The sequence below is a fragment of the Nostoc sp. NMS7 genome (assembly GCF_017115085.1).
Lineage (GTDB): Bacteria > Cyanobacteriota > Cyanobacteriia > Cyanobacteriales > Nostocaceae > Nostoc.
In genome coordinates, this window is the sequence record NZ_JABXKJ010000213.1 from 108,617 (window position 1) to 129,259 (window position 20,643).

General features: G+C 42.9%; 19 protein-coding genes and 1 pseudogene. 8 read left to right on the forward strand and 12 right to left on the reverse strand.

Going from position 1 to position 20,643, the window contains the following annotated elements; all coding sequences use genetic code 11:
* Positions 1 to 81 precede the first annotated feature (81 nt).
* A complete protein-coding gene (locus HWQ38_RS25505) occupies positions 82 to 336 on the reverse strand; it encodes a hypothetical protein (protein ID WP_292799129.1) in 255 nt (84 codons plus the stop codon).
* Positions 337 to 606: 270 nt separating this feature from the next.
* Between HWQ38_RS25505 and chrA the strand changes: the two genes are divergently transcribed.
* Complete coding sequence (gene chrA, locus HWQ38_RS25510) at positions 607 to 1,818, forward strand: chromate efflux transporter (protein WP_292799131.1); 1,212 nt, start codon at positions 607 to 609, stop codon at positions 1,816 to 1,818.
* Between the two features lie 305 nt (positions 1,819 to 2,123).
* Here the strand turns inward: chrA and murQ are convergent, their stop codons facing one another.
* The gene (murQ, locus tag HWQ38_RS25515; RefSeq protein WP_292799133.1) at positions 2,124 to 3,050 is read right to left on the reverse strand and encodes an N-acetylmuramic acid 6-phosphate etherase; all 927 of its coding nucleotides are present in this window, start codon (positions 3,048 to 3,050) and stop codon (positions 2,124 to 2,126) included.
* A gap of 394 nt (positions 3,051 to 3,444) precedes the next feature.
* On the reverse strand, positions 3,445 to 3,891 hold the full coding sequence (locus HWQ38_RS25520) for a DUF3110 domain-containing protein (protein ID WP_292799135.1): 447 nt from the start codon (positions 3,889 to 3,891) through the stop codon (positions 3,445 to 3,447).
* A gap of 265 nt (positions 3,892 to 4,156) precedes the next feature.
* On the opposite strand from HWQ38_RS25520, the gene HWQ38_RS25525 reads away from it, so the two are divergent.
* Positions 4,157 to 9,847, forward strand: coding sequence for a translocation/assembly module TamB (locus HWQ38_RS25525; protein ID WP_292799137.1), 5,691 nt, complete (start codon positions 4,157 to 4,159; stop codon positions 9,845 to 9,847).
* A 14-nt stretch (positions 9,848 to 9,861) separates the two neighbouring features.
* On the opposite strand, the gene HWQ38_RS25530 is transcribed toward HWQ38_RS25525, so the two are convergent.
* The 3 genes from HWQ38_RS25530 to HWQ38_RS25540 all read right to left on the reverse strand — a co-directional run bounded on the left by HWQ38_RS25530 (position 9,862) and on the right by HWQ38_RS25540 (position 11,584).
* Positions 9,862 to 10,119, reverse strand: a complete 258-nt coding sequence (locus HWQ38_RS25530; RefSeq protein ID WP_292799139.1) for a hypothetical protein — start codon at positions 10,117 to 10,119, stop codon at positions 9,862 to 9,864.
* Positions 10,120 to 10,187: 68 nt separating this feature from the next.
* Positions 10,188 to 10,571 carry a DUF2887 domain-containing protein gene (locus HWQ38_RS25535; RefSeq protein ID WP_292799141.1) on the reverse strand — a complete coding sequence of 128 codons (384 nt, stop codon included), beginning with the start codon at positions 10,569 to 10,571 and terminating at the stop codon, positions 10,188 to 10,190.
* 83 nt (positions 10,572 to 10,654) lie between these two features.
* Entirely contained in the window at positions 10,655 to 11,584 is a 930-nt protein-coding gene (locus HWQ38_RS25540; RefSeq protein WP_292799143.1) for a carbohydrate ABC transporter permease, read from the reverse strand.
* Positions 11,585 to 11,710: 126 nt separating this feature from the next.
* On the opposite strand from HWQ38_RS25540, the gene HWQ38_RS25545 reads away from it, so the two are divergent.
* Both HWQ38_RS25545 and HWQ38_RS25550 read left to right on the forward strand, forming a co-directional pair.
* Positions 11,711 to 12,373 carry a GIY-YIG nuclease family protein gene (locus HWQ38_RS25545; protein WP_292799145.1) on the forward strand — a complete coding sequence of 221 codons (663 nt, stop codon included), beginning with the start codon at positions 11,711 to 11,713 and terminating at the stop codon, positions 12,371 to 12,373.
* Between the two features lie 390 nt (positions 12,374 to 12,763).
* A complete protein-coding gene (locus HWQ38_RS25550; protein ID WP_292799147.1) occupies positions 12,764 to 13,183 on the forward strand; it encodes a hypothetical protein in 420 nt (139 codons plus the stop codon).
* 219 nt (positions 13,184 to 13,402) lie between these two features.
* Here HWQ38_RS25550 and HWQ38_RS25555 read toward each other — a convergent pair whose 3' ends face one another.
* From HWQ38_RS25555 to queA, 3 genes are all read right to left on the reverse strand, one after another.
* Positions 13,403 to 14,179 carry an ABC transporter ATP-binding protein gene (locus HWQ38_RS25555; RefSeq protein WP_292799149.1) on the reverse strand — a complete coding sequence of 259 codons (777 nt, stop codon included), beginning with the start codon at positions 14,177 to 14,179 and terminating at the stop codon, positions 13,403 to 13,405.
* A gap of 396 nt (positions 14,180 to 14,575) precedes the next feature.
* Positions 14,576 to 15,418 (reverse strand): methyltransferase domain-containing protein, encoded by an 843-nt coding sequence (locus HWQ38_RS25560; protein WP_292799151.1) that lies wholly within the window; start codon positions 15,416 to 15,418, stop codon positions 14,576 to 14,578.
* Between the two features lie 167 nt (positions 15,419 to 15,585).
* Positions 15,586 to 16,815 (reverse strand): tRNA preQ1(34) S-adenosylmethionine ribosyltransferase-isomerase QueA, encoded by a 1,230-nt coding sequence (queA, locus tag HWQ38_RS25565; RefSeq protein WP_292799182.1) that lies wholly within the window; start codon positions 16,813 to 16,815, stop codon positions 15,586 to 15,588.
* A 245-nt stretch (positions 16,816 to 17,060) separates the two neighbouring features.
* Between queA and HWQ38_RS25570 the strand changes: the two genes are divergently transcribed.
* Positions 17,061 to 17,450 (forward strand): hypothetical protein, encoded by a 390-nt coding sequence (locus HWQ38_RS25570; protein ID WP_292799153.1) that lies wholly within the window; start codon positions 17,061 to 17,063, stop codon positions 17,448 to 17,450.
* Positions 17,451 to 17,520: 70 nt separating this feature from the next.
* On the opposite strand, the gene HWQ38_RS25575 is transcribed toward HWQ38_RS25570, so the two are convergent.
* Positions 17,521 to 18,042 carry a YraN family protein gene (locus HWQ38_RS25575; protein ID WP_292799155.1) on the reverse strand — a complete coding sequence of 174 codons (522 nt, stop codon included), beginning with the start codon at positions 18,040 to 18,042 and terminating at the stop codon, positions 17,521 to 17,523.
* Positions 18,043 to 18,065: 23 nt separating this feature from the next.
* On the opposite strand from HWQ38_RS25575, the gene HWQ38_RS25580 reads away from it, so the two are divergent.
* A complete protein-coding gene (locus HWQ38_RS25580; RefSeq protein WP_292799157.1) occupies positions 18,066 to 18,662 on the forward strand; it encodes a pentapeptide repeat-containing protein in 597 nt (198 codons plus the stop codon).
* 10 nt (positions 18,663 to 18,672) lie between these two features.
* On the opposite strand, the gene HWQ38_RS25585 is transcribed toward HWQ38_RS25580, so the two are convergent.
* Positions 18,673 to 18,915 carry a hypothetical protein gene (locus tag HWQ38_RS25585; protein WP_292799159.1) on the reverse strand — a complete coding sequence of 81 codons (243 nt, stop codon included), beginning with the start codon at positions 18,913 to 18,915 and terminating at the stop codon, positions 18,673 to 18,675.
* A gap of 163 nt (positions 18,916 to 19,078) precedes the next feature.
* Between HWQ38_RS25585 and HWQ38_RS25590 the strand changes: the two are divergent.
* Positions 19,079 to 19,647, forward strand: a pseudogene (locus tag HWQ38_RS25590) (Uma2 family endonuclease).
* Positions 19,648 to 19,820: 173 nt separating this feature from the next.
* On the opposite strand, the gene HWQ38_RS25595 reads toward HWQ38_RS25590, so the two are convergent.
* Entirely contained in the window at positions 19,821 to 20,093 is a 273-nt protein-coding gene (locus HWQ38_RS25595) for a hypothetical protein (RefSeq protein ID WP_292799161.1), read from the reverse strand.
* Between the two features lie 225 nt (positions 20,094 to 20,318).
* Between HWQ38_RS25595 and HWQ38_RS25600 the strand changes: the two genes are divergently transcribed.
* The gene (locus HWQ38_RS25600; protein WP_292799163.1) at positions 20,319 to 20,561 is read left to right on the forward strand and encodes a hypothetical protein; all 243 of its coding nucleotides are present in this window, start codon (positions 20,319 to 20,321) and stop codon (positions 20,559 to 20,561) included.
* Positions 20,562 to 20,643 lie beyond the last annotated feature (82 nt).

A 20,643-nucleotide genomic window follows, 5' to 3' on the forward strand; every position in this document is an offset into this window, starting at 1 on the left:
TACTTATTGAATTAGACTTAATCAAATGCGCTTTAGATCAGTGGTCATACTCTTAAATAAGTCACACATCGCGTTAAAAGTTTAAATTTCTTTATTTACAGCAATAGCCAGTTCCTTTTTACTATGTTTCAACTGTTTCCAAAGCACCCTAATTTGCTGGTAAGCTTCTTCTGAAGATAGCTTTCCGCCTGTTTCTAGACAAGTGATGTAACTAATTTTTTGGGCAAATTCTTGGAGGTTAGCATTAAACACTAAGTTCTCTGGCTGGAATTTCCCATAATATCGACTACGAGGGTAAATAAAGTTGTTTTTGTCTTGCGAGTTAGGCTGTGTCATGAGTTTGCTATCTGTAATTTTTTATGAAGAGTTCTAGGCTTGATTTTTATCTCTGTCTAAATACACAGCAAAAAATTCAAATTCCAGAATAAGTCAATATTTTAGTTAAAAATATATTTTATGGCTACTGTAAGAAGGCACAAATCCAGCCACCATCTCAATTATCGAGATTAGTTACTCTAAGGCACTTGTTAAAGCTAGGCAAACTTTCGCCTGTATTATATTTATGGGGATTATTAAGTTTGAATTTTTAATTCGTAGAGAAGCGACGTGACTAACTCAGCACCAAGTCGTTTAGGTGAACTCGCTAACCTGTTTTTTAAACTAGGTGTCATCGGCTTTGGAGGTCCGGTTGCTCATATCGCCATGATTGAAGATGAAGTGGTTAAGCGGCGTCAGTGGTTAACAAGGGAGCATTTTCTAGATTTGCTGGGCGCAACTAACCTAATTCCTGGGCCAAATTCCACAGAAATGGCTATCCATATAGGATACATCTATGCAGGATGGCTGGGGCTGATTGTGTCAGGCGTCTGCTTTATCTTACCTGCGGTTCTAATTACTGGCGGGTTTGCTTGGGTTTATGTTACTTACGGCACTCTACCCCAAATAGCTCCCTTACTTTATGGCATTAAACCGGCTGTTTTAGCAATCATCATCAATGCCCTGTGGGGCTTGGCAAAAAAGGCTGTGAAAACTCGCCAATTACTAGTGATTGCTTTGGCTGTGGCATTACTGACATTATTATTAAAATTAAATGAAATAATTGCCCTATTAATTGGGGGATTGCTGGGTATGCTTTGGTTACATTCTGGTGAGAAAAACGACAAACCAGGAGATAAAGCCAACTTTTTAATTGCTAGTCTCAGCACAGGTGCGACTTTCAAGGCAACGGTGGCTGTTGCTGCATCTGCATCTACAGCAACCAACGTTTCTTTATGGCAGTTGGGCTGGTTTTTTCTGAAAGTCGGTAGTGTCTTGTTTGGTGGTGGCTACCTTTTGGTGGCTTTTCTCCAAGGAGGATTGGTTGAAGAATACGGCTGGCTGACACAACAACAGTTATTAGATGCGATCGCAATTGGTCAATTTACGCCTGGCCCAGTACTTTCCACTGCGACATTTATTGGTTATATCATTGCCGGTATACCTGGCGCAATTATTGCCACAATCGGAATTTTTCTACCTTCTTTTGTTTTTGTTGCTGCCTTGAATCCCCTAATCCCACGTTTACGGGCTTCTTCTTGGACTAGAGCTTTTTTGGATGCTGTGAATGTTAGTGCTGTAGCACTAATGGTTGTTACGACTCTGCAACTGGGGGCAGCGACTTTAACATTACCACAAGCCCCATTTGGAGATTTTCTCGGCTTTGCGATCGCGAGCGTCTCAGCTATTTTAGCTATTCGTTTGGGTATTAATAGTGCATGGCTAGTCTTTGGTAGCGCTTTAATTGGATGGGGTGCTTCACTCTTGGGCTACACTCGATAAAATTGACCCTCACCCCCAGCCCCTCTCCCAAAATTGGGAGAGGGGAACAAATTCTCTAGTTCCCCGAATCCCAAGTTGGGATTCGGGGTTAGGGGATGAGGGCAAAACGTCTTCTCAAAGCAGATTTTTTCTGAAGTTGACACGTATGAGCTTTTTCTGTGCCCCTACGAGAAATCTATATGTATCAGGGTTTGTGTGAAATGGTATAAGCAGGAAAATTTAAAGTTTCTCTCCTAGAAGAAGAGAGGTTTTGCCAATGCCGTGAAAAGTCAGAAAGTAGAAGTGGTTTATTTAGGAAAATTTCTTTAAGGTTGGTTGTGGTTTTGATAGCTGAGAACAGCTGCTCTGAGATTACTTTGGTGTTCGGAAAGAAGCCGATCGCTCTCGTCTTTTTCTAAACCAGTCCAGTGCATCAATAGCGCTAGTTTAACCCACTTGCCACTACGTTCTAATAAAAAACCAGCAGCTTCCCGACTTAAACCAGTGAGGTCTTGCAAAATTCCCAAAGCGCGATCGCGTAATTTGTGATTTGTTACGGCCACATCCACCATGCGATTGCCATAAACTTTGCCTAGCTTGACCATCACCCCAGTAGAAAGCATATTTAAAGCTAACTTCGTAGCTGTACCAGCTTTCAGGCGAGTTGAGCCGGCGATTATTTCTGGCCCTGTCAATAGGCGAATGTCAATATCGGCATCAAAGCTAACTTGTTCAGCTGGAACACAGGCGATAAAAATAGTAGTGGCTCCCCGTTGACGCGCAGCATGAAGCGCACCGTGGACATAAGGTGTTGTCCCACCGGCGGTAATGCCAACGACTACATCTAATTGGGTAATGTGTCGCCCAGCGATCGCCGCCTCACCATCTTCAATACTGTCTTCTAAATCTTCAGAACTACGTACCAGCGCCCCCGCACCACCAGCAATAATCCCCTGTACCAACTCTGGAGGTGTACAAAAAGTAGGTGGACACTCAGCAGCATCTAACACCCCTAAGCGACCACTTGTGCCCGCACCGATATAAAATAGGTGTCCTCCGTGGCGCAAACGCTCTGCGGTACGCTCAATTGCTTGTGCCAACTCAATTTTTGCCGCCGCAACCGCCGCAACTGCCTTTTGGTCTTCGTTATTAAACAGCTCCACCAATTCCAGAGAACTGAGCTGGTCTAAGTTAAGACTGTTAGGATTTACCAACTCGGTTAAAAGATGTCCGCGTTCCTGCAAATTTGTCATTTGTCCCCTGTAATTTGTCCTTAGTCTTTTGTTCTATCCTACGGGTTCGCCTTTGGCGTTCTCGTAGAGTAGCCGCTTTTTCGGCTGTCTATGTCATTAGTCAAGCGACCAATGGCTATTAACAATTCAAAATTCAAAATGACGCTCTCTACGAGACGCTAAAAGCGAACGCGGACTCGCTAACGCTACGCTAACAAAATTCAAAATTAAAGACATTTCAGACGAAGAGAAGTGCCTTGCGGGGGTTCCCCCCGTTGTGGCAACTTCGGGGGATTTAAACCCCGACTGAAATGGGTTCTACATGTAGATTGCAGGTTCTTAAACCCTTTAATTTACGATAACCAATAACCAATAACCAATGACCAATGACCAATGACTAATGACTAATGACAAATTACAACAATCCTTCCAATTTGCGACGCATCTTATCTAGTTCCGAATCAGACAATTCTGGTTCTTCTAGTGGCTGTTGATTGACAGGGAAGGTGTCTTCAACAGTATCCTGCTTCTGGGCATCTGCTTGCCAGTCGGTTTCTTCCACGTTAAGTTCTGGGGGAGTCACAACTAAATTGGTGTTTTCTGGGATAATTTCCCATTCATATCCAGCACTTTCGCAAAATTCCTTGATTTCCTCAGCATCGATCGGTTCTGGTGTCGGTGAGGGGAAATCCTGAGCTTCCAACATCAGCGCAAAGCGCGTAGCATCGTCTTCTGACTCGAACATCAGAATTTTATTGCGTAGCTTGCCGCTTTCGGCATCGCCCTCCCGAATCGTGTGAATCCCCTCATTTTCCGTTCGAGCATTAAACATTAACACAAAAACACGCATAGGTGTAATCATCTGTCTTTTTTAAGGTCTATTAACATTAAAGTTCTAGATTGTGTCTCACCGAAAGTCACAAGAACAATTTTCACTCTATTTAGCTGAGATTTTCCTGAAAACGCCAATATTATTCAGCATATATGTTAGATCAAGCAAATTCGGTAACTCAACCAATGAGTCTTGGATTTAGTTGGCGTATCCTGGAAATGGCATAGTGATACCAATCTGCCAGTTAATGCTTGTGTGTGCCAGCGATATCCGGCAATTAATACAGTGAAAGCAAATGACTAACTCTTCCAATCAAGATCATCACTCCCTTTCCCCTATCCGCAAACGTCTATGGTTGCTGGTGTTGAGTCGGGGTAGCATTGCCTTGGGCGGACTTTTACTGTTAGCAATTGTCGTCGGTATTTGGCGGTTGTGGACTTTTGTGCAAACAGAGTTAACACCCTTGGCACAACAAAGTCTCACGACTACACTCAACCGTCCGGTAAAACTGGGAAGAGTCACACAATTTTCGTTGACGGGAGTGCAGTTTGGAGCATCAGCTATCCCAGCCACACCCACAGATCCAGATCAGGCGGCAATCGAATCTGTGGAGGTGGGTTTTGACCTGTTACAACTAATCTTTAACCGCCATCTAAAGCTAGATGTCACTTTAGTCAACTCAGATATTTACATTGAACAGGATAACCAAGGGCGCTGGGTTTCCACTAAGATAGCGTCGTCTGGTCAAGGTAGCGCAATTAAAACCGATTTGGACTACCTGCGGTTTCGCAATGGCAAGCTGGCGTTGATGCCGCAGAAGAGAGTAGGGGGATTAACATCCTCATCATCTCCTGTAACATTTTCTCAACTGAACGGTTCTGCGCAACTTTTAGCAAAAAACCAGTTCATCAGGTTTGATGTCGGGGGTCAAGCAGATAGTGGTGGCAGTATTTCCATTCAGGGAGAGACACGTTCTCGGATGTTAGCAGGGAAGTTTCAGGTGCGATCGCAAGACTTGCTGGCTGAGGATATTAGTCGCCTAATCAAGTTACCAGTGAACTTACAGGCGGGTCGAGCTAATGGTGACTTGTTAGTTCGGTTAATGCCAGGACACCCGACTTTATTGTTTGGCAATGCTGCTGTGCAAGGCGTAACAGTTCAAATACCAAAAGTGCCGCAACTGTTGAGCAATAGCCAAGGAAACCTCCACTTCCAAGGAACGGAGTTGCAGTTAAATAATGTTACTACCAACTACGGCAAAATTCCCTTAGTGGCGACGGGAATTATCGACACTAAAGCGGGTTTTAAGTTGGCGGGGCGTGTAAATTCGGTGAGTTTAGCTAATGCCCAAGAAACTCTCAAGGTAAAACTACCTGTGCCGATCGCTGGACAAGTACAAGCTTCTTTGCAGATTACTGGATCAACAAAAGAGCCAATTCTCTCAGGTACAGTTGCCACAATTAAAACTGCCCGAATTGACAAAGTTGATTTTAATAGCATCACTAGTAAATTTGAGCTTGTTACTAAATCTTCTTTAATTACTCTCAAAGATATTCAAGGTAAAGCCAAAGTTGGTGGTGAAATCACCGGCGCTGGCACAATTCAACTCGGTAAAAACCCGCGACTGGATTTAAATTTCGCTGCCCAGAATGTTCCAGGGGATGCGATCGCCAAAGTTTATCAAACAACACCCAATTTCCAAATCGCCAATGTCTCAGCTACAGCCCAACTAACTGGCGCTCCTACCAATGCCCAAACTCTGGTACAATTTCAAGCTCCTAACGGAACTTACCCCGGAACTGGCGAAGTTGCGATTGCTAGCGATCGCACCGTCTCTTTCCGTAATGTGGTTCTAAATGTAAGTGGTGGTACAGTACAGGCAACTGGTAGTTATGCCAATCAGCGTTGGCAAGCTGTGGCTGTTGCCTCTGGGGTAAAGTTGGAACCCTTTGTAAACAAAAGTCAACTGCAAAATCTCTCTTTGGCGGGGGTAGAATTCAATGGTCGTCTCATCCTCTCAGGTAGCACAGCACCATTTAAAATTGCCACAATTCGCACTGATGGTGCAGGAATTCAAATTGGTGGCGGCACAGTTGCAGTTTCTCATATACAACTGCAAGACCAAAGCTTCTCTGCTCAACTTGTAGCTAATAATGTGCGGCTGGCACAAATATTGAAACAGTCTCCCCCAGCTTTAAATAATCCATTGGCGGGTACGTTCCAAATCGCAGGCAACAGAGATAATTTCAGTCTGAAAACTCTCCGTGGCAGTGGTGAGGGTCGTCTTGCTATTGGCGGGGGGACTGTTACAGCCTCTAATATTCAAATTGCTGATGGTGTATATCAGGCGCAAGTCCAGGCTAAGAATGTTCCTGTGCAGCAGTTGGCAACAGTACCAAAGCAGTTCCAAGGAACCTTAAATGGTCAGTTCAATGTCGCGGGTGCTGTTGATCCTTTTAAACCGCAAGATGTTCAAGCCAATGGTCAGGCACTAATTAATGTTGCGGGTGGGACTATTAAAGCCTCTAATATCCAAGTGGCTAATCGTGTATATCAGGCGCAAGTTCAAGCAAATAATGTCCCCTTGCAGCAGTTGGTAGCAGTACCACCGCAGTTACGAGGAACGTTAACTGGTCAAGCAAACGTGGCGGGTTCTGTTGATTCTTTTAAACCGCAAACTATTCAAGCCAGTGGTCAGGGACGGTTAAATGTTGCAGGTGGAACGATCGCAGCCTCTAACATCCAATTGGACAATGGTCGCTATCAAGCTGTAGTTAATGCTGATGGTGTGGAATTAAATCGCTTAAATCAGCAATTGCGTGGTCAATTTGGCGGTCAGTTGCAATTAGCTGGCACCCTCGGATCATCCAAATTAGCTGATGTGCGTGCTGCTGGACAGGTGCGATTATCCCAAGGTATCCCTGGTCTTCAACAACCCCTGACGGCTGCGATCGCTTGGAGTGGTGAAAGGCTGACCATTGAACGAGCAACTGCTCCTGGTTTAAATGTTACTGGTAACATATTAGCCAATGCAAAAAAGGCAGGTATACCAGAAATTACTGCCCTAAATCTGAACGTCCAAGCCCAGAATTACAACTTAAAACAGTTACCGATTAATCTTCCTAATCAGGTTGCTGTGGCGGGGAAAGTGGATTTTAATGGTCAAATCACTGGTAAGTTACCGTTACCAAATGTAGTCGGGCAAATTAATTTACGAGACTTGGTTGTTCAAAATATTGCTTTTGAGCCTTTGTTAACTGGAAACATTGATTCAGTACAGGGACGTGGGTTGAATTTGAACTTGGCAGGAAAAAGCGATCGCTTGGCCTTTAATTTAGATGCTAATAATCGCCCTAAATCCTTCTTAGTACAATGGCAGCAAGCATTAGCCACAGGTAATGTTGAAAGGAATGATTGGACACTCAAAATTGCAAATTTCCCCTTACAAATACTGAATTTGACTCCGCCAGCAATTACTCGACTAGGTACTGGTAAGATAGCTGGGTTGTTAACTGGGGATTTGCTGTTTAATCAGCAGACATTGGCAGCAACAGGGAATTTAGCGATCGCAAATCCCCAAATTGGCCGAGTTAAAGGCGATCGTTTAGCAGCTCAATTCCGTTACGACAATGGTAAAGCCACACTCGCCACTAGTGAATTTGTCAAAGGTAACAGCCGCTACGCCCTTGTTGGTACTTTTGCTCAAACTTCTAAAGGGCCTCAACTACAAGGTAAAGTGAACGTCAACCAGGGTAAGATCGAAGATGTTCTAGCCGTAGCACAGGTATTTGATTTACAAAATTTGCCCGGTGGTTCAGCAGAAATCTACGGCACAGCAGAGGATTTAACCACCACCCCCCAAGGAGCGCCAAATCAGTCCTTATTTAACCAAATCCAACGGTTTTCTGAAATTGAAGTCCTGGTAGCAGAACAGGAACAACAGCGATTTAATTCCACGCCAATACCGGATTTGGCAGACTTAAAGGGGACTTTCAACGGGGAAGTGGCTATAAATACAGCTACAGCCAATGGATTGTCAGTGGAATTTAATTTGAATGGACAAAACTTTGCCTGGGGTAAAAAGGAAGAACGAAATCGTTTTTATACTGCCGAAAAAGTGATTGCCGAAGGCAACTTTGAAAACAGTGTTTTGAGTTTGCGACCTTTACGAATCGAGTCTAAAAACAGGCTGATTGCCTTCACGGGTAACATTGGCGGTGACGAACAATCTGGTCAGTTGCGGGTGAATAATTTTCCAGTGCAAGTACTGAATAATTTTGTCAAACTGCCAGTTGGAATCACAGGTAATCTGAACGCGACAACAGCTTTAGCAGGCAGCATTGCTAATCCCCAAGCTAAAGGGGAATTGCAAATTACAGAAGGAATACTAAATCAGAATAAAATAGAGTCAGCAACAGCAAGTTTCGGCTATGCCAACGGACGCTTAAACTTTGGTAGTATTGTAGCAGTTGCCGGGCCAAAACCTGTGAATATTACTGGCAGCATACCTTATAAATTGCCTTTTGCTTCCGTCGCACCAGACAGTGATCAAATAACTCTGGATATGAACTTGGAAAACGAGGGATTGTCACTGTTAAATGCATTTACTAATCAAGTGGTATTTGAGAAAGGTGAAGGAAAAGTAAACCTGAAGGTACGCGGAACACTCAAAAAACCCGAAGTAAATGGAATTGCTACTATTAATAATGCTACTTTTTCAGCCCAAGCTTTGCCAGGTAAAGTGAGACGTGTTACAGGTAGAGTGCTATTTAATTTTGACAGCATCTTAGTAGAAAATCTTCAGGGTAGATTTAGCCGTGGTCAAGTAGAAGCTGCTGGAGAAATTCCCATTTTCAACAATCAGAATGTGATTATCAACAATCCCCTGACTGTTAAGCTCGATCAGCTGGCATTGAATCTCAAGGGACTTTACCAGGGAGGCGCTAGCGGCAATTTGCAGATTACTGGTTCTGCCCTTAACCCGATAATTGGCGGTAAAGTAAGTTTATTTGATGGTCAAGTATTGCTAGCAGAATCTACCAGTACTCCTTCATCTGCAAATAGTAGTCTTGGCGTATCACCCGCAAAAGCCAATAAGCAGAACAAACCCGAAATTGGGAATGGGATGGGAAATGCGTTGGCGGGAGCCTTGCCGTTAGGCATCGCTAAATTTAATAATCTAGATTTGGAACTAGGCAAAAACGTCCAAATTACCCGTCCACCTATTCTTAGTTTCCTTGCAACTGGTAATCTCATCGTTAACGGCTCAATCAATCAGCCAATACCCGATGGCACTATCCGCTTAGAAAAAGGTGGGGTAAATTTATTTACTACCCAATTTAACCTTGCTTCTGGCTATACACACACCGCAACTTTTAGTCCCTCTCAACCCCGCGACCCCGACTTAGATATTCAGCTATTTGCCAAAGTACTGGACGTAACTCAAAATAATGATTTCAGCCGGGTAAATTCCACAGGTTTATCAGCCTTAGAGAGTGTTCGAGTCGAAGCCACTATCAAAGGTCTCGCTAGCAAACTAAATGAAAATCTAGAACTAACAAGCAGTCCGTCACGTAGTCAAACTGAAATTGTTGCTCTTTTAGGAGGTGGGTTTGTAGACACCCAAGGACGTGGTGACAGTACATTGGGTCTGATTAACATCGCCGGTTCGGCGGTGTTAAACAATTTTCAGTCAGCTTTTAACCAGATTGGCAGTACTTTTGGCTTAAGTGAACTGCGGATATTTCCTACCGTTATTTCTGATAATCCCGAAGCGGGAAGAAGCAGTTCCAGTTTGGAATTAGCAGCAGAGGCTGGGGTTGATATTTCTTCCAAAATATCCTTTTCCAGCATCAAAATTTTGACAACAAATGACCCTTTCCAATGGGGTGTTAATTACCGGATAAACAACGAATTTCGGGTGCGTGCTTCCACTAATTTAAGCGATGATAGTCGTGCAGTAGTAGAGTATCAAACGCGGTTTTAAATAAATCTCTTCAATTATGAATTACTTTCTGTTGCCTGTTGTCCTTGCTTCTCAATAGCTTGTCGTACCTGTTCAACATCCAATTCTAATGCTTCGGCGATTTGCTCTATACTTAAACCAAACTTAAGCAGAGGGGGTATAGTATCGAGCTTTGTTTCTTCCTTTACTTCCTGGTAAAATTTAGTTTGTATCCAATCAGTTAATCCAAACATCGCTTGCAACTCCTGCTGACTTTTGTCTACAAATTTATATACACTTTGACCTCTCTCCAAACCTCTCTCCTAAAAGGAGAGAGGCTTTGAATCTTACTCCCCTTCCCTTCTAGGGAAGGGGCTGGGGGTTAGGTCTGTATTGCACTCAATAAATAAATTCTCCGAATTTGCTCTTGGGCTAATGATGTTTCATAAATGAATGGCACACCTGGGTCAAGACTGCATTGAGCAAAAAGTAATACTGCTTGCCAGCGACGTTGAGGTTTATATTGATTTATATACAGGAAAGTTTCTGTGATTATTCGCCAGTAAATATCATCATCGCGCTGAAACTGTACCTCAACAAAATACATTGGGTCTTCGGGGAAGTCAGGTTTGGGTAAGAATAAACCAAAAAATTGTAGGTTGGGGAACCACTGCGTTGCGCGGGTTAAGAGCGTTGTAGCAAGTGGCGTTGGAGGCTTTGCGTAACCCAACATCCTGATAATCAGTTGGGTTGCGCTCCGCTCCACCCAACCTACGTCTGGATGTTTGAATATTTTCAGATTCTCGTGGCTGATTTTTCTAAATTTAATATATTTAGATTAAGTCAATCTCAGATTGTGATATTATCGCCCCCGTACTGATTAATAACTAATCGTAAAATTGATAACCCTAAAATTATCAAAAATAGCACTAGCCCAATTGTGCAAGCATAGCTAATTTCCAAATTATTGAAGGCTTGCTCATATAGATAATAAACAATCGTTTTCGAGCTACTGAGTGGCCCCCCTTGGGTCATAATGTAGACTTCTTCAAACACTTTGGTTGCAGAAATAGCGGAAATCACCGCCACTAGTGCTAAATATGGCTTCATCAAAGGTATCGTAATATCCCAATGTTTGCTGATACCATCAGAGCCATCAATGGCTGCGGCTTCGTACACATCAGCCGGAATTGATTGCAACCCCGCTAAATAAATCACCATGTAGTAGCCTAGTCCCTTCCAGACGGTAACAGCCATGACGCTGGCAAGTGAAATTGGTACAATGCCAAAAATTTTGTCTGGGCTAGTTAGCCAAGGAATACCTTCTGGAAAAATACCTAAAGCTTTCAGTAACTGATTGAGTAATCCGTTTTCTGCATACAGCCATTTCCAAGCTATTCCCGCAACAACCATTGAAATTACTACTGGGGTGTAGTAAGCTGCTCTAAACCAATTCATCCCCCGGAGTTTCTGATTTACCAAAATTGCCAGCACTAAGGGAGCAATTACTAAAATTGGTACTACACCCACAAGATATAGAAAAGTGTTTTCCAAGGTTTTCCAAAAAACTGCATCTTTCCAAAGCTTGAGGAAGTTGGCAAAACCTATCCATTGTGGCGGCTGGGCAATATCTTCATAGCTGGTAAAGCTGAGGTAAAACGCTTGCAGTGCTGGCCAAAAGACAGTTAACCCCAAAAGAACTAAGGCGGGTAGCAAAAATAAATAAGGGGTTAGTCGTTGTTTGATGAATATCCAATTTTTAGGCGTAAATTGATTCATATAAGGTTTAATAGTTGTTTTTGCTTTATCAGAAGAAGAATTTGGGGATGTGAGTAGATTTAAGCTTCAATATTTTAAGGGCATATATTTGCGTAACGATAATTAATAACTCGGAGATCAACTGTAATGGAAACTCAGCACAATTCGCCAATTGAACATCAAAATGTCCCTATAAACCACCGTGGACTACATGACTTTTTGTACAGTTCTGACGAAGAACACGCCGCCATTGAGGTGAGTATAACTCCTGAACTGGCAAACGATGGTACAGAAATCATTGACCTTCAGGTTTGGAGTGCAGCTGCTCAGAACGCTAAAATTGCAGGTGTTTACGCCGTATTAGACGCAGAACGCCACACGCAGTACATTGGCTATTCTCGGAATGTGTTGCTTTCCCTAAACGGCCATCTTCGCCAAAATGGTGAGCAAAAGTCTGCTTTTGTACGTGTGCAAGCGTTCAAGTTCCCCAAGCGTCAAGAAATGGAAGATTTGCGAGATGCATGGATAGCAGAACTCGAAAACACACCACCTGGTAATGCTACTGATGGCGAAATGTGGGCTAGTACAGTCGGGGAGGCTGCGAAGGCGGTAATGTCAGAGGTTGAACGTCAAGCCTACGAAGAGAAAAAGCTCAAACTGCGGAAAGCAATGGCTGACACAACCCTTTCTAAAGAGTCAGAAACAATAGATGCGAGTGAAGCCGAACGTCAGCGTCAACTTGAAGCGGCTGTGAAAAACGATGACTGGAGTGTAATTATTGACGCACAGACACAGGAAACTAAGTCTTAGGTATCAATTAAATTAGTTGTATATTTTGACAAATTAGTGTTTATGCGATGATGGCGCACATCTGTGCGCCCCCTATGGGGTCATCGTGGTAAAACGAGTTTTTTGTACGCTAAGAGAGTTAGATAACTTCACAAAGCCCTGCCCCGAATCAGTTACAGCTTGTTCGATTTTGATGTAATCCAAGTTGACTGGGGTCAAGGGGAAGGACTCAGCCATACAATGGTTGTGTCAACAAAATATAATGATGGCACAATACTCGGTCTTCCCACACTAACCCACACCTTAAGCAATACCTCTCAGAACTTGTTCAAAGATTTCCCAATGGTCATTTCTACGCTTGGCATATAAATGATAGTTTCTAAACTTAGCTAGATCATTAGTGACCTAAATATGAGTACCATTCGGAAATCTACCATAGTGGTAGGTACAGTAGGCTTCATCGTATTTTCTGTACTTTTGCTTGTATTTCTACCGTGGAGCTTTAACTTCTTTGGCTACGCACTACCAGGAAAAGGAGGATTACCTTGCCCAGTTTCATACGGTCATCGGGTTTATATTGCTTCAAATAAGTGCATTGGAGTTTTTTCCTACGGGATACAACTCCCCTGTAGAACAGAGTTAGATTTGATAGATAAAAAGTCGTGGCCGCTTACGCAAGTTGGACAAATACCTACCTTGTTGGGTGAACCCTATCCACTGTTCTTAGATGCTCCTTCTATCAAACAAATCAAGCAATGGACACCAACAGGTGTATTTGTTCGTACTGGCAGTAACTGCTACATTGGCTATAACCTTTCAGGCGGGCCATAAGATTAACATATCGCCCGTGTGGAGATGCTATACCTCCAAGCTTGATTAAATAGCAGTTTTTCAAACATTTGCAGACATAAACCAACCCTATTATAGACATGCCAGCATGAAGATTGAGGATTAAGATTATTTACAGTTCAAAAGTTAAAATACCTCTGGCTGATTATTGGGAGGTTTTTTGATTATGAAAAATTTAGGATACGATACTATGATTTGATTTTAAACAGCAGAAATGGCACAAACTTGTAATCCGACGGGCGTGTGAATAATCACTGATTCTACACCGAAGACTTGAGCGATCGCATTTGGTGTCAGAACTTGCTCCGGTGTCCCAACTTCCCAAATATAACCCTGTTTTAATAATGCAATGCGGGAACTATAACGGGCTGCTAAATTCAGTTCGTGTAAAACTGTGACAATAGTTAATTCCTGTTGCTGATTCAGTTCTTTAAGCAGTTCCAATAGTTGTAATTGATAGTTGATATCTAAAAAAGTTGTCGGTTCATCTAATAGTAAAACTTTTGGTTCTTGCGCTAGTGCTAAAGCTAAAAAAGCCCGTTGTCTTTCACCGCCTGAGAGTTCTTCGACTAAGCGATCGCTCAATTTTTCTAGTTGCGTCTTTTTAATTGCAGCTTCCACTTTCACCAAATCTTGAGCGTTTAATTCCCATTGCCACCAAGGTTGATGCGGCGTGCGTCCTAAACTTACTAATTGTCGCACTGTTAAGCCAAGGGGAACCGTTTGTTGTTGCGGTAATAATGCCAGTTTCTGTGCAACTAGATTTGGGGGTTGAGAGTGAATTGCTTTGCCATCAAGTAGCACTGTTCCTTGCTGTGGGGTGAGAATACGACTCAGCAATTTCAGTAAAGTAGATTTACCTGAACCATTAGCACCAACTAAACTCAACCATTCTCCTGTTTGCAGAGTCAGGTTAATGTCTTGAACAATTGGTACTGAGGTGTAACCGCCTGTGAGGTTTTGCAATTCGAGTGGCATTTGCTGAAATTAAAAAATCAAAAAAGAGAAATTTAATTTTACAGGAGTTGAGTGGATTATTTAGCAATCCTGATGCATTTACCGGAATTGCGATCGCTACTGCGTAAATTACTCAAATGAGAAAGCAATATGCCCTTTTGCTTGCTAAATCTACCGAAATCAGAAAGCAATCAAGCATTTTGAGAAAGCAATATGCCTTTTTGCTTGCTAAATCTACCGAAATCAGAAAGCAATCAAGCATTTTGAGAAAGCAATATGCCTTTTTGCTTGCTAAATCTACCGAAATCAGAAAGCAATCAAGCATTTTGAGAAAGCAATATGCCCTTTTGCTTACTGAAAACATCACAATGACAAAGCAATTAGAATTAAAATTCTCACCATTAAGGCTGTCTTATCCTACTTATTGCCGCACAATAAGCCAAACCGAATTAATCCACGCTGATAACCGCGACGCATTAATCCCAGTGATAATGCCCCTTGGATGGTAGTCCAACCAGCATTTAGTAAGCCCCAAAGCGCTTGGGGAGTGAATGCGGAATCAATCACCACATTCCAAAAGGGGGCGACGGCGGTTGACCAATCAGCAGTGCGGATATTATGTAATGGTAGTTGATGTGCGATCGCTTCATACTCTGGCAAAGAAATCACATAAGGCAAACAATACACCCGATAAATATCCTGCAAATGTTTTTGTTCATCCGCCGTTAATAGTGACTCATCAGTTGGTCGATGACACCATGTCACCATAATTAACTTACCCCCAGGCTTCAATACTCGGTAGCACTCCTGGAGAAACTTCTTTTTATCTGGCATATGTTCACCGCTTTCTAGCGACCAAACCAAGTCAAAAGAATTATCAGCAAAAGGCATCTCTTGAGCATTGGCAACCTGAAACTCTGTTCTCAGGCTCAAATTAGCCTCCAATGCGCGTTCCGTTGCTCTGGCGGCTTGTACAGGACTCAATGTAATTCCTGTAGCCTGAGCATTAAACTTTTCTGCGAGGTATAAAGAACTGCCGCCAATGCCACAACCTACATCTAGGATATTTTCTGCTGCTTCTACTTCTGCCCAATTTAGCAGTTCTTCAATTAAATCAATTTGAGCTTGACGGCGGTCTTTTTTCTGGGTACCGTCCGCGCCATAGTAGCCGTGGTGCATGTGTTCGCCCCAAATCTGTTCCCACAGACCAGAGGAAGCATCGTAAAATTGCTGAATTTGCTCGGAAAGTGTTGCACTCATGAAAAAACCAGTGTTAAGACAAAGCCGAATTCAAAAAAACATCCAGATATAGGCTACCATGTGTGTTTTTTAATTAAATTTTGAATTGTTAATTAACTCCCCTCTCCGAACTCACGGAGAGGGGTTGGGGGTGAGGTTTTGATTATTTTATTGTCTAACAGACGCGATTAATCGCGTCTCTCCAAACTCCCCACTCCCACAGCTTCTGGCAAAATTAACATTGCATCACCGAATGAATAAAAACGATAGCCAAAAGCGATCGCTTCGTTGTATATATTCAATAACCGTTGTCTGCCAATTAGCGCACTTACCAACATCAGCAAACTGGAACGCGGTAAGTGAAAATTGGTAATTAAACCATCCACCACCCGCCATTGGTAGCCTGGATAAATAAACAAATCTGTTTTACCGCAAAATGGTTGTAAATTACCAGATTCAGCCGCCCCTTCTAAAGCCCGTACTGCCGTTGTTCCCACAGCAATAATCCGACCGCCAGCTGCTTTAGTAGCGCGGATTTGCTCTACTGTGGCTCTTGGGACTTCAATCCATTCTTCATGCATCTGATGGGTAGTTACGTCCTCCACTTCCACAGGGCGAAATGTGCCAACACCAACATGTAGCGTGATAAAAGCTTGATTGATATTGCGATCGCGCAACTTTTGTAATAATTCTGGGGTAAAGTGTAATCCTGCCGTCGGAGCTGCGATCGCTCCTGGCTCTTTAGCATAAACTGTCTGATACTGATCATCAGCAGCTTTTGAGGCAGTGATGTACGGTGGTAGCGGTACTTCACCAAATACCTCTAACAGTTGCACCAAAGACTTTCCCTCTGGCACATCAAATTGCAACAAACGCCCCCCAGTGGCTGCGTCTGTTTCTAGAACCCTAGCCGTAAGGACGTGAGGGGATGAGGAGGATGAGGTAAAATTTTCTCCTCCATCTCCCTTGTCTCCCCCATCTCCCCCATCTCCCCCATCTCCCCTTGGTTCAAAAATAATCCTTGCTCCCTGCTTGAAGCTTTTTCCTGGCTTAACTAAAGCTAACCAACAGTTATACTGGCGTTCTTCCAACAGCAACACCTGGATTTTAGCACCAGTAGATTTATGTCCATAAAGCCGCGCTGGAATAACTTTTGTATTGTTCATAACCAACAAATCACCAGAGCGCAGCAGTGCAGGCAAATCATGGAAAATGTGGTGCAGGGTTGCTGTTTCGGTGCCTGTATTAGGATTAACCACCAGTAACCGCGAACTATCTCTAGGAACTGCTGGGTTTTGGGCAATCAGTTCTGGAGATAGTTTGTAGTCATAGCCAGCTACCGAACAATCTAATTCAAAATTTTTTCCTTGTGTGCCAGAGGTATCTTTCAAATTGGCTTCTACTAGTTTTTGCTTTATTTAGTATTTATACTCTCTTAAAAAAGCTGGTTTGAGTTTTATCCTTCTAAAAGAACTTTAAAGCATCTTCGCTCAGTTTTCTCGCTTGGCGATAAGATTGGTACTATTAAGTAACACGGAAAATTAACATAAAGATTGGGTAAAACTCCCCATCTAAAAACGGGGGCTTTTACCCTAGCGTGAACAGGCATTGATTGACGAATATAGATATGTAGGATTGGCTTTGATCCCAAGCACCAACAAACATGGAATACTTGTACTATCTGGCAAATGCCAGTCTAACCCTGAGGGTCGTTCAACACCTGCACGCTAGACCCCAGACACCAGTTTCTTTCGTCACCGTAATTCATCAAATTGATGGCTGGGTGGTTAGGATCAAACTCAAAGGTCAAGTCTCGCATCAAGACGATGGCGACTTTCGCGCTTTTTTAAATGAATTAGGAATTAGCTACGAGCCGCCAATGAGGGTGCAAATGGCACTTTGGAGTTTGGAAGCGGGACAGTGCCCTGTGGACGTGATGCGTCGCTATCAGGTTGCGATCGTCTCTCATGGTAGTCCAGAGAGAGAAGAAATCGAGGCGTTCCGGCAACAATTTGTCCGAGGCTTAGGCTATTGCCCAGAAACTTTGGCGTGATACTATTTGGTTGTCAGGTCACTACAAGATTATTGGTCATTGGTAATCAAGATATTTTATCGATTACCGATTAACCATTATCAATTGAAGAGTCGAAAGCTGCAAGAATGTATTCTTGCAGCTTAAACTTGTATCCGGCTGCTGATGAAGTAGCTAGAGCGGAATCGGTTGCTGTAACCCCAGTCAGATTTTTTGATATCCTTTGACAGTAAACAATAGCAACATCAAATCGGCAAAAATAATCTGCCTTCTCAGGGTACTGGGCTAAAAACATTCCAGCTGTGCGCGAGATTTTTGCTTGCTTTTGTGGGGTGATTGCGCTTCTTCCCCCTGCATCCCAACTACCTGAACTGCGGGTTTTGACTTCCACAAATGCCAATAATGAGTGCTGAGTCCTAAGTGAGAAGTTCTCCCCTTTTTCCCCTGTTTCCCCAGTTACTCCATCATATTCAGCAATAATATCGATTTCTGCCCAGCTACTAGAAAAGCGACGATGGAGAATTATCCAACCTGTAGATTGCAACCATTGGGCTACTAGGTCTTCTCCTGATGCGCCAATATCTGGATAATGAGATGGAGGAAGGTTAGCCATTGATTCAAAATATCATGAATTCTATGAATTCTAGGTTAAGCGATGCCTGCGGCGGGCTACGCCTACGCACAGCAGATTCTACACTCGACTCATCCCGTACTGAGTTGGGGTTGAAGCGTAAAACAGACTATCACATTTGGGCAAGTATACTCAGCTTATTCCTGTGGGGAATAATTGGCATCACCGCAACAGTCGGTTTTGCTCCCACAGCTTTGGCACTCGAATATAATAAAGAAATTTTGGTCGAGGCTGATTTCTCAGGACGTGATTTAACAGACTCCAGCTTTACCAAAGCGAATCTTCGCCAGAGCAACTTCAGCCATGCTAATTTGCAGGGTGTCAGTTTCTTTGCAGCAAATTTGGAGTCTGCGAATTTGGAGAGTTCTGACTTGAGAAATGCCACTTTAGATTCAGCCCGTTTAGTCAGAGCAAATTTGACAAATGCACTGTTGGAGGGTGCCTTTGCTGCTAACGCCAGATTTGATGGTGCAATCATTGACGGGGCAGATTTTACTGATACGCTGCTGCGTTCCGATGAGCAAAAAAAATTGTGCAAACTTGCCAAAGGAACTAATCCCATTACCGGACGAGATACGCGTGACACGTTGTTTTGTCCTTAGTATTTTATACCTAGGCATTGGGGATTGGGCATTGGGCACTTGTACTGACTTGTACTGAGCGGCGTCGAAGTAGCGAAGTCGAAGTATTGGTTATTTCCTCTCTGCTCCTCTGCTCCCCATTTCCTGCTGATAAAATAGTCATATATCTTTGTGCATCTTGGGCGATGGCTGCGCCAACACCTCCGGTGAACGCACTGCCATTATTCCAGAAAATAGCGATCGCTCTCACTATGCCGCCTCTTTTAAAAGACATGGACTTTCAAAATATCAGACTTTATATATTTCTACCCGCAATCAAAGCAGTTCTGGCAGGGTAAAAGCGCTGAAATCAAGACAGAGCAAGGTGTTATACTAGTTCGTAACACGTTATGGGAAGCGTAAAGCACTAAATAAATAGCTGCAATACTTTTCAAAGTATGAGTGAAACACTTGCTGATATTGCCATACCGCCTCAGTTTCCCGATCACACTCAACTACCAGAGTCTGATGGTACGTTTGTAAAAAATTTTCAAGAGCATCCTCAAACCATCATTCTCACAGACTCAATTGCTCAAGTTTTGCAACGCTTACATCCAGATAGGCAGTACTGCATTGGTCAAGATTGTGGCATCTATTGGCGAGAGACTGAACCACCAGAAAAAGGAGCAGCAGCACCGGACTGGTTTTATGTCCCTGGTGTACCACCAAGGCTAGATGGCAAAAACCGTTGCTCCTATGTTTTGTGGCGGGAATACATACCGCCATTGATTGCTATAGAACTAGCTAGTGGTAATGGCGATGAAGAACGAGAGGGCTATGGCAAGGAAGCTACTTGAATAATCCTGAGCAACTTTGGTTGCGCTGGTGGGATTTAGAGGGAAATCTGTTACTGATTGGTAAAGAAGAAGCCGAGTTGCAAAGGCAAAGAGCTGAACAAGCAGAACAAAAAGCTGCACAATTAGCAGAACGGCTCAGGGCAATGGGTATCGATCCAGATGTAAAGTAATATTTACTAGTGTTATGGTAAGCCGAAAAACTTAATAATCACGGGCAAAAGCTTACCACAGACATCAACCAGCTTTTCATTAGTAGGCAAATCAGCACTTCATCAGCGGCGATCGCATCTGTGTTCAAATGGGAACCATAAGAAAACCTGAAGTCCAACTACAGTCCCGTGTATCAGTGTGCTGTCCTGAGCAATGTACCACCAACTGCATAAACGGCATCAAAACCAATTCTTTCTCCCCAAAGTGCTGCATCGGTTTGCTTGGATCGTAATCGAAGACTCGTTTCGACTAAATTATCACCAATTTCGTAATCTCCTGTTTCAACATTAATCGAGATAATTTTGCCAATGTTCTCTTGTGTCTCAACTTTGGCACGGATACTTTTTTGATAGAGTTTCTTTCCACGTCGGGCAACTTCTTGGCTACTGAGCGTAGGGTGGGACATAAATAAATCCCCTGTTTAAGCTGCTAGATTCTTCACTTCATTGTAGAGCAGAAGCTACAGAGGTTAGAGAGCAATGCTTGATTCTGTAGAAAATGGGAGAGCGATCATCTTTTTGGAAGGTTGTGTGGGTTTTACAAAGACGTGGCAGTTCTGATATCTTAGATGCTAGATCAAATTTATGTTATATAATATACTATAAATTTCCGAAAATTATAAGCAATCATTATGCAAGAGTCAGAACTGGAATACTCAAATTTATCTGACTTATTATCACCCTACAGGAAAAAAGAAAGGAGTGTCGGTAGATCATTTCTAAATTGGTTTTTAAAAAATATTTTTGGCATGGATGATACATCTGCTGACGATGCAATTTGTGATGGAAACCTGGATAAAGGTATAGATGCAATATACGTTGATGAATTAAATGAAGAAATTATAGTTTTTCAATCCAGAAATGTTGAATCCTAATACAAAACTTTACATATTTAATTACACTAACTCTAAAAAGCCTAAAATAGTCAACATGACATCATCTCCTCAAACCAATGAA